We start from the raw sequence: 17,888 nt of genomic DNA, 5'->3' as shown, positions 1-17,888 counted from the left end.
ACTCATAAAAAAAGGCGGCCAACCGGCCGCCCAAACGTACTGCACGAGAGTCTTTTACAACGTCAGCTGCCCACGCTCTTCCTCGGTCAGCTGCTGCTTAGCCTGTTCATCCAATGCCCCGGCGCCTAGCACCTGCACCGGGCTGTCCGGGTTGTAACCGGTCGCCGGCGTGCGACTGGCGCCATCGCGCGACGGTGCCAGTTGCTCGTTGCCGAAGCTGAGTACCTGCACGGTGAACACCGAGGCCTGGTTCTGCCGCGCCGCTGCCTGTTGCTGCCGGGCGACGTCTTCCGCCGCTTGCGTAGCGGATGAAGCTGCCGAGCTCGCCGAGGTGATCGCGCCGGTATTCACCGCCGACACCACCGGCACGCCGGTCGCTTTGCCCTGCACCGAAATGTTCGCGGCGTTGACCACCGTCAGCGCGGCGATGTTGACGTTGCCTGACACGCGAATCCCCGCCTCGCCGGCATCGATGGTGCCCAGTGGCGCGATCAGGTCGATGTTGCCCGGTGCCACTTCGGCGATCGGGTTGAGCGTGGCGATACCGGCGCCGGTACTCGGCACCGATGGCGACAGCGTGACGTTGCCCCAGTTGTCGTAGACACGTTTTGGCGGTGTGTAGACCACGGTGGTTTTCGAACCGCGACCGGCGTTGATGTCGCCCTCGGCGGACCAGCCGAGAATCGAGCCGCCGAACGTAGTCATGATCCGGCTCTGGCCGAGCAGAATGCTGCCTTGCGAGTACAGCTGGATGTCGCCCGAACCCTGGGTGATGATCCCCGCCGTCGACGGCGGCGCCGCGCCTTCGATGCCGAACACCTGGCCACCGCCCGGTGTGAGCATCTGGATATCGCCGCCAAACAGCGTCTTGACCCCGGCGCCACCGTACATCGTGATATCGCCGTCGTAACGGATCGGATTGCCGGCGACATCAGTGGTCGGGAACAGTGCCGCAATGGCGTTGCGACCGCGCAGGTAACTGCCAGTGCGCGGACCACTGGCATCGGTGTATTCCAGGCCACCGGCACGCAATTCGGCGAAGTACACCTGGCGGGCGAAGATCGCCTGTTCGGTACTCGGCAGTGCGGCGAAGAACGCTTGCGCCTGTTCGTCGCTACCCTTGAAGCCATAACCCAGGCTCAGCCAGCTCTGCAGTTCTTCGACGTAGGTCTTGACCACTTTGCCCGGCTGCGCGCTGAGGGCCACCGCTGAATCCGCTACGTTTTGCGGGTTCAGATAACGCGCAATGAACCGTGAGTAATCCGGCCCCTGCGCGCCCGCACCCGCTTGCATCACGATGCTCGCACCGGGGCGCTGATCACCTGCCACGACAGGGCCGAGGCTGGTGATGCTGGCGCGATCTTCCATCAGGATATTGCGCCCGGCATTGACGTCCAGAACACCCGGGCCGGCAATGTCGAAGCTGCTGTAGAGAATGTCTCGCCCGGCCGAAACCCGCGAAATGTCGCGCGCATCGTTATGCACGAACAGATTGCCGGTAGACGCGATCTGTTCGTTATTGCGACTCATGCCCCCAACGGGCGCAAACGTGGGTTGCCCCAAATTGGTACCGGACGCCACGATGTCACGCCCCGCCACCATCCACACCGGGCCTGCCGATTCATACCAGGTGCGCTTCGTGGTCGCGAACGCCAGCGTTTCGCCCGTGCGAATTCCTACCAGGTCACCGGTCAGTGCATAGAAGCGCGCCGGCCCCTGAACACTGCTCAACCCCGAGTAGCTATCGGGACCAAAGGCAAACAGTGGATAGCGCGAATTGGTTTGCGCCAGCACACCATCGCTGCCGGCGTTGGTCGTGATCGGCCGAGCGGACTGGTTGTTGCCGTAGCCATTGAACGCGGGTGCAAACGGTGTGGCGAGCGCCGCTGGGCTGGCCCCTGACTGGTTGATGGCGTAGCCGCCGGCATAGATCGAATCCCCAGCGATCAGTTCAAGCTGCCCCGCGCTGGAAGGTGCCAACAGCAATGACCAGGCCAGAGCCGGCGCCGGGTTGCCTATGCCGTAGGCCGCTGATGGTCCCGCATAAATCGAGCCCTGGCCGGCCACGGCACGCAATATCGAAGGAAAGACGAAGCGGTCATCGGTCGGTGACCCGTTAAGCCCGGCGACGGGGTCCTGCCCGGTGGTTTCCATCAACTGGGTGCTGGGCGTCAGGTTGCCGCCGGCCGAGAACAAATCGATGGCCGTGTGATCGGTCCACAGCGAGAAACCACTCAAACCGCCACCGGCGTGGTAAATGCCATCCGCCGTGGTAAACGGTGTGGAGTTCTGCAGCCTCACGCGGCCCGGATCGGCGGCGCCACCCGACACCAGATCGCCGCGGGTGTTGAGGCGCATGCCGGAGTCACCGGGAATCAGCACCAGCCCACCACTGGCATTACTGGCCGTCGAGTTGAACGGGTCGAAGGCGCGCGTTTCCCGTGGGTCATGAAACAGCGCCGAGGCGCCGTACTGCAGATTAATACCGCCCAACGCGGCGCCCGTCAGTTGCGCCGCACCGCGCAGGTTGATGAGCGCGCCCTGCAAATCGTGCGTCGGCGTGCCGGTACCCGCCAGGCCGGCACGTGCCTGCAGAGACGGATTAAGGACACCGCCCAGACGAATATCCAGGTCTCCGCCACCGGTCAGTTGCAGGTTCCCGTCACTGTCCACGCGGCCCGTACTGCCGATAGCCACGACCAACCCCTGACTGCGAGGGTACGACGCATACCTGTCGTCGCCCATGGCCTTGAGCATGCCAGCATCCCCGCCGGCGCTCAGACTGATGTTGCCGCCGCCCAGCGTACCGAACCCGGTAAAGCCCACCAGATAAGGTCTGGTTTCCTCGCCCAGCGCTGGCAATGGCTGCGCAGCGTAGCTGCCGAAATTGATCCACCAGGCAGTCGGTACATCGTTGTTGCCGGTGCCCTGGCGCCAGAGCCAATTGCCCACCGCCACACTCGGCACCTGCTCCCGCGTACCATCGCCCGTAGAGACCGAGCGACGGCCAAGCACGTCACCCGACACAGACCCGCCGGCATTGATCGTCAGGTTACCGCCCATCTGCGGATACCAGGCCTGATAGAGGCTGGCACTGCCGCCATCGACCCATTTTTCGTAATCGCTGCCAGCGCTGCCCAATACCGAGCCATCAGCCGACAGCCTTCCGCGGGGCTGGCTATAACGCGCGTCGACGTCTGCCGATTGGGTGCCGGCGGTGTAGACGCCGAAAGGTGAAGCCATGCTCAGGTTACCGGCCGCCATCAAATCCAGGTCGCCGGTGCCAGTACGCAAAACGCTGAACATCTGCGTGTGGGCCTGGGCGCTCTTGCTCGGATTGTTTTCAATGCACAGTGCCGGGTCAATAGAGCACCAGAACAATTCGTCATCGTTCATCGGTGTGTAATCCGGCATGCCCATCCAGTTGCCAGGCGCCCACACACTGCGCGCCATGGGCGCGCAAGAACCGGGAGCGATATCACAGAGCACAAGGTATTCCTCGGGAACCGGTTCGTACGGTGTAAAGCCATACTCGTTATCTACCGCCCAGACCAGTTTGCCGGCCACCTCGATCATGCTCACACCATAGTGAGTGTCGGCCATCTGCAAGTTGCCGACGCTGGCCTGAGGTTTCACGCTACGGCTGTCGGCCGCGGTCAGATCGGCCCCTGCCACCATGCGCATCGACCACGACGCACTGCCCGCCGGCAGCATGCTGGCGATCGCCCAGTTTCGACCTTGCTGGTTTCCATTGGCAGGACGCAGGTCGAGCAATACCGTGCCATCGGCGAGCTTCACGTTGGTCATGGAGGGGATCAGCGAACCCCGCAACAGCGCCAACGTTCCGTTCAACACAACACCCACCGTTTTATTGTCGGCATCAACCGCACCCGGCAGCGGCACGCCTTGGGGCCAGAGCAGGGCCTGCAGTGCGGTGGCGTTGTTCAAGCGAATACCTGCACCCAAACGACTGCCGGTCGGCAGGGTCACAGCGTTGTCGAGCAACGTACCGGCGGCATACATCAGGTTACCTGCCGCGTCATGCACATCACCGGCCAGCACCGTTCCACCCTGCAACACGTAAGGTGCTGCCAAAGTGCTCTGAACCGGCAACACCGTGCCCGCAGCCAGTGTGGCGGCTTGAATCGGCAGGTCGTAATTCAAGGTGGCGCCAACCGGAAAGAGCGTCCCTTCGGCAAGGCTGACACCACTGCCCGGTACGATCAGGTCACCGCCGAAAGGCTGTATCCCCGGCAACAGTTTCCAGCCAGCGTCGTCCACGGTTTCCGGCGGCGGTGCGAAACCGTCGTTGATGCTGCCGTAGATATCGAGGTTGCCACCGGCACGGATCAACAGGCTGCCCGCTTCCCCGCTGCCATACACCGAGGTCCGGCGAGTGTGCGGGTTGAGGCTGGCGTAACGGTAGCCGGACAAGTCGAGATCGCCCTGCACCACCAGATCGCCGTCAGCGGTTTTGCTGACGATTTCCACCCCCGGGCGCAGATGAAACGCATCGGCATAGGTCGCATTGTTGAGGCCGGCCAGTTTGCGCTGTAGCAGGTCACTGTTACCCAGCGCCGCATCGATAAAGCCACTGCTGTCTGAGTGAATGCGATCCAGGTAGGCTTGATCGATCACTTGATACGGGCGACCGCTGGCCGCCGGATCGGTGCCATCGGCAGCATCACTGTAACTTCGCACGGCATTCAGCCCGATGGAGCGGGCACCTTGAATACTCAACGTACCGCTGGCATCCACCGCAATGTCACCGCCGCCCAGGCGCGGTGCATTGAGTTCCAGCGTCCCACGCAACACGTCGTCGCGTTGTCCCGCCTGGTTTCCAGGCACTGCATCGGTGCCGTGACGCAGATCAATCCGTGCACCAGCGGCCAGCGTCAGCACGCCGTCACCTGAATTGAGTTCAACCATGGCGCGGTTCGGTGCGTCGATGATTTTGCCGTAGCTGTCGACGCGCAGTACGCGGCCATGGGCATCGAGCAGCGCGTTGCCTGTCAGGTTCAAACCGTTTTTGCCGGCAAGGCGAATGCTGCCGACCCGTTCACCACTGGCATCGATCACCCCGTCCACGGTCAGGTTGCCGTTGTCCACCGAGACATTGACTTGGCCCGCTTTGAGTTCGTTACCGATACGCAGATCGCCCTGCTTGAACTGGAAGCTTCGACTGCCCACTACCCCGCCGGCATTCAAGCGCAGGTTAAGGCTGGCAAAGGCCTGGCTCAAATCACCCGCTAGGCGCTGGGCGCGAATGTCCACGCCACCGGCCTTGTACGGCACCCACGTACCGCCCGCGTCGTAATAGCCACTGCTGCTGCCGACAATCTGCCCTTGCAGATCAACCTGTCCAGCGTCAGTGGCCAGGGCCACAACGTTCAATTGCCCGGCCTGATTGTTGACGGCGGACAGATCGATTCGCGAGCCCGCCAACTGACGAATATTGCCGTTGTTGCTCTGCAACGACACGTCGCCGCCCCAGCTGTATTTCTGCACATCATTGAACGGCAGAACCCGGCCCGCCATGTCCACCTGCGCGCCGCTGCCAAGCAGCAGATCATCCTCGGCATTGACCAGCAGCTTGCCGCTGGCGAGGACGATGCGACTGTCGAGCACAACACTGCGTGCCGTCAGGCTCAGTTGCGCACCGAGGGCATCCGCGGCAGCCGTTGTGGCGCTACCACTCAGAGTCAGGTTGTTGCCCGCCTTGAGTTCACTGACCGAGGCGGCCTCGCCGGTGAGCAATGGCGTGCGCAGATTGAGATTGCCGCCGCTGTAGCTGAACCCCTTGACCGCGTCATAAGCTCCTTGGGATTCGTACACCGCCAGACTGCCCTTGTGGTTGGCGGTGATGCGCTCGCTGGCGTTGAAGTTGACGTTGGCAAACCCCAGGGCCAGTCGGTTATTGCGATCCAGGCCATTGGGCTGCGGGTTCGGGCCATAACCCAATTCGATCCGCTGCGCCTGAATATCCAGCGTGCCGTGCCCGTTGCCGGCGCCGTCGTTGACAACCGTACCCGGGGCCTGAGTCGCCCCGTTCCAGATCAGATTGCGGGTGCGGATCGTCGCGACATCGGTGGCAGCGCCCGAGCCGTAGATAGCCGGGCTACCCAACACCAGATTCAGCAAACGGCTCTGGCCGGTCTGCGGATCAATGGTGTCGAGGGTCACGCTGCCGAAAAAGTTGAACGCATCGCGGGCCACCAGACTCAGGGTTTCCAGCGCGGGGGCGCCAGATTGCGTGTCGCCCTGCAACAGGCGATCCAGCACGTTCTGGTTAAGCGTCAGGCCCGCGGGTGTGCGGCCGCTGGCTGCGGCCAGTGCTTGCGGACTGCCGGCATTGACCACACCGACCGAAAGCCCGAGTTGGCGAGTGCCAAAGCGCACGCTTTCGCCCAGTTCGAAGTCTTTGTCAGTGGCGGCGATGATGCTGCCGTTGGAGTACAGCAACGCCGCAGCGGTGCAATCGGCCGTCGGACAGTTGCCGATACGAATGCTCCCGCCCCCGCCATCGGTGGGCGCAAGCACCGGCGTCCAGCCGTTGGACACCACCAGCAGGCTGGAGCGCCCCGGTTCGTAGACGAAACCGGCTGCGGCATCATACGGGACGTTACCTCGCCCCAAGGTATTGACGCCCGCTCCCGCATCGATGGTGATGCCGCCATTGGCGCTGTTACTGCTCAACACGACCTCTGGCGCCGAGAGGATCGCGCCCTCGCGCAGACGAATCGCCGAGGTATTGCCGATCACCTTGATCGAGCCGCCCTCCGAACCGTAATACACGGTTGGGGTGCCACCGATGGTCAAACGTCCGGCATTCAAGCGGTTGAGGGTGTCGGCGTACAGCGATACACCGTCGAACCCTGGCGTTCGCGTATGCCCGGCACCGAGAATTTCAAACTCTGCGCCGGTATAACCGCCCTGAACGACCGCCGTACCAATAACCCCGCCGCTGGCAGGTTTGAACAGCACCTGCCCGTTGAAATCCAGGGCTGAGTCGTGCTCGCCGCCACTGACCATGCGCAGGTGCAGCGTGTTGCCGTCCAGCGGTGTGCGGGCGCGCGGCAGACCGCGGCGGGCAGCATCGTTGAGCACGAATTGGCTGAACCCGGTTTCGTTGTACTGTGAATAGCGCCGCAGCACATCGGCAGACGTCACGATGACCTGGCTGGGCAAACTGTCACGGATACCGGTGTTGGCAATCGACAGCTGTCCGGCCGTGGTCCACGAGCCATTGCGCAACTTCAACGCACTGTCCATCGGCCCCGCAATCGCTTGACCATTGATTTCGACCCGCAAGGCGCCCGGTAACAAGGCAAAGGTCGATGGCAACAAGGTGTAGGTGCCGGGTGCCAGTCCGGCAACGCCGGTCCCGAGGGTGATCTGCTGGCCGATACGCGGGTCGACCGCGCCGGCCTCGGCCAGCATCGGCGCATAGCGGCCCTGGTCACCGGCCACGATTGCATACACGGGGTTATTGGCCAGCCCCGGCAAACTGAAGGTGCCATCGGTGGCATTGCGTACCAGCGGATTGAAACGCGCATCGGTGGAGCCACCTCGTCCGGAGACAAAACCGGCACCGCGCAAATCGCCGCCGCCCGAAAGGTCGATCACCGCCCCGGTCTGCACATTGGTGTACTGCGCATCAAGGATGACCCCGGAGGTCGCTCCGGCAATGCCATTCAACATCACCGACTTACCGTTGTACCGATAGTCGATACCGTCGGTGGTTCCTCCATAGGGCATGACCAGTCCGGCGGCGCTGACTGAAGTCACGCTGCCCGGCAGAAGATGAAGTTCACGGGTTTTGACAATGACGTCATCACCCAGGGATATCAGCCCCAAAGGCGCACGAATGACGCCGCCCTGCTCGATCTGTCCCGCACTGAGTGTCAGGCTGCCGAACACCGAGTAAGGCAAAGCGGTCGGCGCCGCCCCGTGATTGCCGATACGCAACGTATGCTTCGGCACCGATCCGGCCATACTTTGATAGCCCACTCGCACCTCAGCCGAGACGCCACTGGCCGGGTAGATCTGCGCAGCCCGCATGTGCATGTCACCCGCAGTCCACAGACGGCTGCGCTGCTGTTCATCGGTTGGCGCGAGGAAGCGCAGGTCGCCCTGGCTGTCGAGCGTGACCAGACCAAAGCCACGGCGGCTGACCGCCAGCGCCGGTGCGGCCGATTGCACGAGAGTCCCTTCGGTGCCGAATGAAAGCGAGTTGCCCACGTCCAGCAGGTCCGCGCTGGCGGTGAATTGCGCGCCGGACAACTGCGCTGTCGGATTGCTCATCACTCGCGGACGCACTTTGACTTCCGAGCTCAAATAGGTGCCCAGCCCTGACAGGCGCAGGTAAGGTGCGCTGAGGTTGACCCGGGCGCTGTCACTCGCCGACTCGGCCAATGAAAGAGAACCGGCGAACAGGCTCAGGCCCTGTCCCATGTGCAGGTCGACATCGCCGTCGAACGTCATCAGACCGTTGCTCAGCAGACTCACGCTGTCGAAGCCACCGCTCATCAGCTGATCGGCACTCAAGCGTGTACGCCCGTAGCGTAAAAGTGGCGAAGCCTCACCCGCTCGCAGCGGCTGCGGCAGTGCCGGCGCGGACCCTTGGCCAATGATCATTTCACGTGGCACGCGCACCGCATTGCTCAAGTTCGCGGGACCGTACGCCGGTGTATCAAGAGCGATCTCCAGACGCCCGCCCGCCGCACCTGCACCGCCAGCATTGGCCTGCAGACTGCCCTCGATGAACAGACCATTGTAGGAACTCAGGGTGATCCGTCCGCCATCGGTGGCCACACGAGCGGGGCCTTGCCCACCGCTATCGAGCACGGCTTGCGCACCGGACGCTTCCAGTCGCGCACCTTGGCGGACGATGACGTAAGCATCGGCAGCGGTCGCCGTGATTTTCTTCACATCAATCTCGCCACCGACGATGATCGAGCCACCCTTGCCAACCAGGCCGTAGACGCGGCCCAGCGCATCGACGGCGGTCGCTGCCCGACCGGCGACATCGATCAAGGCATGTTCACCGATCCAGATCGAACGGTTGTGCGGGGTCGGATCGGCCTCTTGCAAGGACGTCGCCACATCAATCGCGCCGAACTGCTGTTGACGGATATCGACAATACCGCCCCAGGCGTTGAGTTCACCATCAAGCGTGATCTGGCCTGCCCCGCGCAAACCGATGCGCTGGCCGGGATCGACGCTGATCCGTGAGCCTTCGCCAATCGACAACGGACTGCTGGCGGGATCAATCAAGCCAGCAAGCGTCGCGCCGGCCTGCAATGCGACAGAAGCGCCGGCCCTTTGCGTCAAGACGCCCTTGAGCGGGTCTTCCTGGAATAACGCGGGCGTCCATAGCTCCAGCGCAGCGCGCGGCGACATACCGGACACAATGGTCGAGGCGGATTCGCCAAATCGATAGACCGGCATCTGCACATCGATCGCGCTTTGCGCGGCGACCTCCAGCCCCTTCAGACCGATGATGTTGTAGGCGCTGAACCCCGTGTGGAACAGCTCCGGCGTCAGGCGCAGGGTCTGTTCTTCGGACACTTCACCGGAAGCGCCGATCCGCACCTTGCTGGCCTGCACGGTCAAGGTGCCGCCGCCGTTCACGCCATAGCCCTGCACCTCGCCATCGAGCACCATGCGCGACAGGCCTGGCGCACTGTTGGCGCTGGATTCAAGCGTCACGTCGCCACCCTTGCCGCCACGCGTCTTGCCGTTGGCCAATACCGCACCGCCCGACGAAACATCGACCAGACTGCCACTGGCCAGCAGAATGTCGCCGGTACTGCGGATCGACACCGTCCCGCCATTGAGGTACGCCAGGCCGCCCGCGTCGTCCGGGTTACTCGACAGGTTGCTCCACAGACCGCGTGTCTGCAGCTGCACACCCTGCGCAACCGTCACCCGCGCTTGCTTGCCTGCTGAAACCTGGAGACTGGTGTCATCACGCCGATCGGTGGCGAGCTGGTTCAAAACGTTGCCCAATTGCAGGCTGCCGCCTTGCGCAATCAGATCGGCATTGACCTGCACGTCAGGGCTGAACAGGGTGATGTTGCCACCGTGATCCACCGTCACGCCTTCATTGACTTCAATCGTGTTTTTCGCCGAGATCTTCAGCGCGCCCAGCGCGAAACCATTGAGCAGCCCGGCATCGAGGAACAGTTTGCCTGCGCGTTCTGCCGCGACCGCATCAGTCAGCCCTGCGTTCGCTACGCTGGCATGCGCGCCCCCCACTTGCACCTGATCGAGCAACGGGTCGAGTTGATAGAGCAGGCCGGCACTGGCAGCGACATAAGCAGCATCGTAACTGCCAACCACCAACTGCCCTCGCCGCGCCCGGGCGGTCTGGGTCTGGGCATAGCCGTCCAGACTTGCCCGCGGTGCCTGGATTTGCCGTTCGCCCTGAAACACCTCACCCAACAGTTGGCCTTCCAGCACGGCGTTGCCCGTTGCGATCACCAACTGGCCGGCATCCCGGCCAACGGTGTAACCCGCTTCCTGACGACGCGTCGGCGCGATCAACGGGCTATAGAAATAATCCGTCTGGCCCCAGCGCTCGCTGTGACTTTCGTAACCTTTGTAAAGACCGTTGTAGAGAATATCGCCCGGCGCACGCGACACTTCGTATAACCGCCCGTCCGCACCGCGCAGCCAGCTCTGGCGAATCTCGCCGCCCTGCACATCAAGCGTGCCGCCGGACACATTGATCAGCGAACCTTTTTCGCTGATCACGTCCTTTCCGGAAAACCGCACCTCACCGCCCTGCGCCATCCATTCACCAACGCCATGGCCCTGAGTGCCGAGGTATCCGCCGACCTCCAACAACCCACCGGCGGTGTACCAGCGGTCGGTGGCGTAACCGTTGGTGCCCGCCGGCACGAATACCAGCTCACGGACATCGACCCAGATGTCGTTACTGTTGAGCGCGCCGTTCTCGCGATTGACCGGCGCATCACGCTGCTCGTTGCCCTGGACGTTGATCTTGATGTTGTTGTTTGCCATCGCCACTTTGACGCCGAGGGCGCCGGACACGTCGATCACCGCCCCCTCGCGCAACAGACTGCGTCGCCCGGCGGCAACTGCCACCTGCCCACCGGTGGCAAGGGTGATCGAGCCGCTTTTGAATTCGACGGTGCCGCCGCTGCCGATGTCGATGCGTGACTGATCGCTGCGGATCCGGTTGTTGGCATTGACGCCGGTCAGCGCGGCCTCGCGCTGGCTGTCCAGGGCGGTGAGATCACTGCTGTCGAGCAGAATCGCACTGACGCCATTTTCGCCCAGGGTCACACGACCCTGGGCATCGCTGGCCGGATTGAGCAAATGCACGGTGCCGCGCGTCGCCACCGAAGTGCTCGCCAGCAGCACACCGTTTTGCACAACGTCGCGGCCAGTCAGGGTGATGTCGCCGGTGGATGCCTGGATCAGGCCGGTGTTGCTGACCTTGCCCGAGCTGTCAGCCTTGAAACCGGGAATGACCTCACTGCCGAAGGTGGTTGAATAGCCATTGCCGTCGGTGCCCGAGCCCTTGCGGATATGGAAACGGTCCCCCGCACCCAGCACCGTCTGACCTTTGGCCGTACTGATCGAGCCGTCGTTCTGCACGTCCTGGCCGAGCAGCAAGGTATAGCCGCCTGCGTCTGTGGAGAGCGCAGGTTGATGCGTTTGTATGGCTGCGCCACGCTCCACCAGGACTTTGCCAGCAGCGTCGGTGAAGGTTGGCTGACTGCCGGTGCTGTCGAAATACAGACCCCGATCGCGAAATTGTGCATCGGTCATGTTCGCGGCTGCCGCTACCAGATTTCGCACATTGACCTGGCTGCCACCGCTGAAGACGATGCCGTTGCGGTTGATCAGCATCACCGTGCCGTCCGCTTTGATCTGCCCCTGAATCTGGCTGGCCCGTGCGCTCGGATCGTTGACGCGATTGAGCACCGCCCAGTTGGCCTGCTGGGCAAATTCCACTGTGGTATTGCGGCCGACGTTGAACGTTTCCCAATTGAGAATCGCCTTGTCGGCGGTCTGCTCGATCTTCACCGTGGTCTTGCCGTCGGCCTGGGTTTGTTGCGGGCCTTTGGCGTTCATCCAGCCCTGGCTCAGGCTGTTATCGATCTTCAGGCCGCCCTCGCCCAATCCGTCCGGAACCACTTGCACACTGCCCAACGCGGCGGCACGTCCAGCGGCTTGTGCGGCCTGCTGAGCGGCAATCGCTGCCACGGTGTTATTGAGTGTCTGCAAAGAGCGCTGCAACTGCTGGCTGGCCCGTTGCTGCTGTGCCAGCGGTGGGGTCATCCCCGGCAGACCGCTCCCACCCGGACGCGACGCCGAAGTCTGCTGCGCTGCGCCCTTCGCGGCAAACCAGGTGGAACTGAACGCTGTCGCCGCCTCGGCACTGCCCGCCACCAGACACAAGGCGACGGCTTGCGCCAATGGCTTGAGCAGCCACTGTGCGGGATCGCCCGCGCCACGTTTGATCGGCCGGATACGGTTACTGTGACGGGAGGTGCGAGCAAGCATCACTACAGGTCCTTTTGGGTGGCAGGTCGGATCAGCCCTGCTGTTACGACATAGGCAGTTGGCGAGCCTCACGACCGAACGGATGTCACACAAACTTCATGATCAAGGAGTAAATCGGCAAAAAAAAAACAGCAGCCCGAAGGCTGCTGCCGTTTCATTGCAGTTGAGACAAGGCTTACAAAGGACGACCAATGCCGTTGCAGGCGTTGGCGTTGTTGATGTCCAGGTTATTGCCCGAGGTGTTGGTGATGAAGTTGGCGGTCACAGCGGTTTTCCAGTTGTTGGGAACCGGCGTGAAGCTGTGGGCGACGGTGGCGACGTTGTTGCCCGGGTTGCTGTAGTGGGTGGTCAGGAAGTTGCGCACGGCGGTGGCCACGGCTGCATCTTTGTAGCACTGGCCGAAGATGAAGTTGGTGTAAGCCACAATCGGGTAACCGCTTGCCGGGTTAGGCACGACCGGGGCCCAGCCAGCCGGGTTGGCAGGTGCGCTTGGCACCGGTGCAGTGCTCAGCGCCAGCGTCACGTTAGCGTTGGTTGGCTGGACGCCATTGACGCGGGCAACCACAGCGTTGCTGGTGGCGTTCACGCCGTCCGGACCCACATAGCCGATCGAACCGTCCACGGCATTCACCGCAGTGGCCACATCAGCGGTGTTGGCTACGCCGACCCAAGTCGATGGCAGCGCGGAACCGGCCGGCAGACGAGCGTTGGTGAAGGTGGAGTTGACGGCGAATTTGGTCGGGCAGATCGAGTTCAGGTGACGGCTGAGGATTTCGGTGGTGCCGCTCGAAGTGCTGCGATAAACCACGCGGATTGCGGTGGTGTCGGCGGTACCCAACAGCGCGCCCCAGGTAGTCTTGGTGCCCGACAGCGCATCGCACAGTTGAGCGCTGGTCAGGTTAAGCGCGGTCTGACCGGATTTTTTGTACGGAATGGCAACCGAAGTGGCCACCGATGGCAGCTGGATCAACGGGCCGTACGAAGCACCGAAGTTGCTGGTGTAGGTGCTGAGTTCCGCAGCGCTGAGGATCGAGTCGCTAGCGGCGAAATGCACGGTGCCGGTGGTGCTGAACTGGGCAGCGTTGTTGGTCAGGAAAGCGCTTTTGCCGACGCCGCTACCGGTCACGGCGTAGCTGAAGTTGGCTGGCAGGATGCTGTTGGCAGAACCTTTGTACAGCGCGGCAGGCAGGGAAGCACCACCACCGGTTACGGCCATGGCCTGGGCAGAAGCCAGAGCGGCGACGGTCAGTGAGGCGGCGATCAGAGTGCGCTTGAACATGAAGAATCTCCTTTTCAACTTGGTTTGGAACACAGGTTTCGGAAGGCTTGCATGACACCGGGAGGGTCCACCGCAGTGGAGCCGCAGGAAGAAATTCGCAGCTTCCGGTGACAGATAAAGGAAAAAACCTCGGGAGCTGCGGGGGGATTTTTGGGGGGATTTCTCGGGTGTTTGCGGTGGGTTGCGGCCCGTCTGGATCAGGGGTTTGGCTGAATCGGGCTGGAGCCGTTGGCGGGTGGTTGCAGATGACAGAATGGAGAACCCGAGGATGATGGGATCAGGACTCGGGTGAGGGTCAGGCCGGTGCAAAATATTTGAGTTTTGTGTTGTCGGGACTGGCGCTTCGCGAGCAGGCTCGCTCCCACAGTTGAAATGCGTTCCTCTGTGGGAGCGAGCCTGCTCGCGAAGAGGCCAGCCCGGCCAACATCAAAAGCGGCTACTGCACCAACTGGTTGATCTCAATAATCGGCAACAACACCGCCATCACAATCACCAGCACCACCCCGCCCATCACCACAATCATCAGCGGCTCGAGCAACGCGGTCATGCCCATCGCCCGTCGTTCAATGTCCCGGGAAAGCGTCTGCGCCGCGCGCTCGAGCATCGGCGGCAGCGAGCCGGTTTTCTCGCCGCTGGCGATCAGGTGAATCAGCACCGGCGGAAACACATTCTCCACCCGCAGCGCGGCGGCGAGGTTGACCCCCTCGCGCACTTTCGCCGTGGCCTCGCTGACGCTCAGGCTCAAGCGGTCGTTGGACAAGGTCTGCCGCGCTGCTTCCAGTGCACGCAACAACGGCACGCCGGCGCCGCCGAGGATCGCCAGCGTGGACGCGAAGCGCGCGGTGTTCAAACCGAGAATGAAACGTCCGAACAGCGGCAATTTCAGCACCCGGTGATGCCAGCTCAACCGCGCCGCCGGATTACGCAAATACAGCCGCCAACTCCAGAACGCCCCGGCCATCAGCGCCGCACACAACCAACCCCACGCGCGAATGAAATCACTGGCGGTAAGCATCGCCAGCGTCAACCCCGGCAAATCCTGCCGCGCCTGAGAAAACGCGCTGACCACCTGCGGCACCACGTAGCTGAGCAGGAAAATCACAATGCCGATCGACACCAACCCGACCACGCCCGGATAGATGAACGCGGTGAGAATCTTGCCGCGCAGGTTGTTGCGTTCCTCGATGTAATCGGCCAGCCGTTCCATCACCTGCGCCAGATCGCCGGACTCTTCGCCAGCGGCAATCAGCGCGCGGTAAATCTCGGGAAAGTCCCGTGGCCGCGACGCCAGCGATTCCGCCAGACGCATGCCGCTGCGCACATCGGCGCGCACGGCGCTGAGGGTCTGGGCGATGTGCTTTTTTTCGGCCTGCTCGACCGTCGCGCTCAGCGCTGCTTCCAATGGCAGGCTGGCACCGAGCAGGCTCGCCAGTTGCCGCGTGGCCCAGGCGAGGTCGTTGTCGGAGAGTCTGGCGCTGAACAAACCGCCGCCACCGTGTCGGGCGACGTTACTTTCCTCGTGCACCGACAGCGCTGTCAGGCCACGCCCGCGCAAGGCACTGAACGCTGCGCTCTGGCTGTCCGCCTCAAGGTGCCCGGACTCGATTTTCCCGGTGGCATCCGCCGCTTCAAAGCGATAGCGATTCATCAGGCGTCCCGTGTCACGCGAAGGATTTCTTCCGGCGCGGTGGCACCGCTGCGAATCCAGCGCTCACCGTCCTCACGCAGGCTGAACATCCCCGCTTTCGACGCCGCCGCGCGCAGGGCCTGCTCCCCTGCCCCTTGGTGAATCAGCGTGCGGATGTCGTCGTCGATGCAGAACAATTCGTGGATGCCGGTGCGGCCGCTGTAACCGGTGTGATTGCACGCTGCGCAGCCGACCGGACGCCAGGTGCCGGTCGTAGCCGGATCTTCCTGTTTGCACTGATTGCACAGGCGCCGCACCAGACGTTGCGCGAGGACGCCGAGCATGGATGACGCGAGCAAGAACGGCTCAACGCCCATATCGATCAGGCGATTGACTGCCGACACCGCGTCGTTGGTGTGCAGCGTCGCCAGCACCAAGTGCCCGGTGAGCGAGGCCTGCACGGCGATTTGCGCGGTCTCGAGATCGCGGATCTCGCCGATCATGATGATGTCCGGGTCCTGCCGCAGAATCGCCCGCAGCGCGAGGGCAAAGGTCATGTCGATCTTGGCGTTGACCTGAATCTGGCTGATCCCCGGCAGGTCGTATTCCACCGGATCTTCCACGGTAAGGATGTTGCTGGTGCTCGCATCCAGCCGCGCCAGCGCCGCGTAGAGGCTGGTGGTCTTGCCGCTGCCGGTCGGCCCGGTGACCAGGACGATGCCGTGGGGCTGGCGGATCAGGTGATCGAGTTTGGCCAGCACCTGCGCATCCATGCCCAAGGTTTCCAGATGCAAGCGCCCGGCCTGTTTGTCGAGCAGACGCATCACCACACGTTCGCCGTGGCCGGTGGGCACCGTCGACACCCGAATATCGATCGGCCGCCCCGCTACACGCAAGGCGATACGACCGTCCTGCGGCAAGCGTTTTTCGGCGATGTCGAGCTGGGCCATGATCTTGATCCGCGACACCAGCGCACCGTGCAACGCCTTGCGCGGCGAGACCACATCGCGCAGGGTGCCATCGACGCGGTAGCGCACCACCGAATGGGTTTCGAACGGTTCGATATGAATGTCGCTGGCCTCATCGCGCGCAGCCTGGGTGAGCAAGGCGTTGATCATGCGAATCACCGGCGCGCCGTCCTGGGTGTCGAGCAGGTCGGTGATCTCCGGCATGTCCTGCATCAGCCGATCGAGATCGACCTCGTTTTCCGCAGCACCGACCACCGCCGCCGCACTGCCGGTGTCGGCGTAAGCGCTGGCGAGCAAACCGTCGAGCTCGTCATCGCGCACCCGCTCGACCTGCGTCGCGCCGAACTGCCGACGCACTTCGCTGATCGACCAGCCGGGTGTCGATGGGCACACCGTCAGCACGCCATCGCGCAAAAGAATGCGCTGCGCCTTGGCCCAGGCGTAAGGCAATGCACTCATCGCCCATCCTCCCCGCAATTCGCCATAGCAATGCGATCCTCTGGGGCAATGAGCCCCCTTGTGGCGAGGGGATTTATCCCCGTTGGGCTGCGAAGCAGACCCAAACCTTGAGAACCGGTTTCTCCAGGCAGATCGCGTGTACCGGTTTCACGACTGCTGCGCAGCCGAGCGGGGATAAATCCCCTCGCCACAGTCATCATCTCAGTCAAAACCGGGTGCTCCCTTTAATCGATGCCGTGGCAATGCGATCCCCTGTGGCAATGGGTACCTCTGTGGCGAGGGGATTTATCCCCGTTGGGCTGCGAAGCAGACCCAAAACCTGAGAACCGGTTTCTACAGGCAAATCGCGTGTACCGGTTTTACGACTGCTGCGCAGCCGGGCGGGGATAAATTCCCTCACCACCGTCATCATCTCAGTCAAAACCGGGTGCTCCCTTCAATCGAGACCGTGGCAATAGGATCCTCAGTGGCAATGAGATCCTCTGTGGCAATGAGATCCTCTGTGGCAATGAGATCCCTTGTGGCGAGGGGATTTATCCCCGTTGGGCTGCGAAGCAGACCCAAACCTTGAGAACCGGTTTCTCCAGGCAGATCGCGTGTACCGGTTTCACGACTGCTGCGCAGCCGAGCGGGGATAAATCCCCTCGCCACAGTCATCATCTCAGTCAAAACCGGGTGCTCCCTTTAATCGATGCCGTGGCAATGCGATCCCCTGTGGCAATGGGTACCTCTGTGGCGAGGGGATTTATCCCCGTTGGGCTGCGAAGCAGACCCAAAACCTGAGAACCGGTTTCTACAGGCAAATCGCGTGTACCGGTTTTACGACTGCTGCGCAGCCGAGCGGGGATAAATCCCCTCACCACAGTCATCATCTCAGTCAAAACCGGGTGCTCCCTTCGATCGATGCCGTGGCAATGGGATGCCCTGTGGCAATGGGAACCTCAGTGGCAATGGGTACCTCTGTGGCGAGGGGATTTATCCCCGTTGGGCTGCGCAGCAGACCCAAACCTTGAGA

4 protein-coding genes are annotated in these 17,888 nt (G+C 62.7%); all 4 read right to left on the bottom strand.

Translation table 11 applies throughout. The features are described from left to right. Nucleotides 1-54: 54 nt before the first annotated feature. The 4 genes from D8U60_RS11580 to gspE all read right to left on the bottom strand — a co-directional run bounded on the left by D8U60_RS11580 (nucleotide 55) and on the right by gspE (nucleotide 16,873). Nucleotides 55-12,540 carry a filamentous haemagglutinin family protein gene (locus tag D8U60_RS11580; RefSeq protein ID WP_130900167.1) on the bottom strand — a complete coding sequence of 4,162 codons (12,486 nt, stop codon included), beginning with the start codon at nucleotides 12,538-12,540 and terminating at the stop codon, nucleotides 55-57. A 175-nt stretch (nucleotides 12,541-12,715) separates the two neighbouring features. Continuing rightward, a complete protein-coding gene (locus D8U60_RS11575) occupies nucleotides 12,716-13,819 on the bottom strand; it encodes a substrate-binding domain-containing protein (RefSeq protein ID WP_016774960.1) in 1,104 nt (367 codons plus the stop codon). 436 nt (nucleotides 13,820-14,255) lie between these two features. Next, nucleotides 14,256-15,467 carry a type II secretion system inner membrane protein GspF gene (gene gspF, locus D8U60_RS11570; protein ID WP_041480124.1) on the bottom strand — a complete coding sequence of 404 codons (1,212 nt, stop codon included), beginning with the start codon at nucleotides 15,465-15,467 and terminating at the stop codon, nucleotides 14,256-14,258. Beyond that, nucleotides 15,467-16,873 carry a type II secretion system ATPase GspE gene (gene gspE, locus D8U60_RS11565; protein WP_130900166.1) on the bottom strand — a complete coding sequence of 469 codons (1,407 nt, stop codon included), beginning with the start codon at nucleotides 16,871-16,873 and terminating at the stop codon, nucleotides 15,467-15,469. The genes gspF and gspE overlap by 1 nt, the downstream gene beginning before the upstream one ends. Between the last annotated feature and the right edge of the window lie 1,015 nt (nucleotides 16,874-17,888).

Source organism: Pseudomonas sp. Sample_11, assembly GCF_004307505.1.
Taxonomy (GTDB): domain Bacteria; phylum Pseudomonadota; class Gammaproteobacteria; order Pseudomonadales; family Pseudomonadaceae; genus Aquipseudomonas; species Aquipseudomonas atacamensis.
This window is presented reverse-complemented; position numbering and strand designations above follow the sequence as displayed.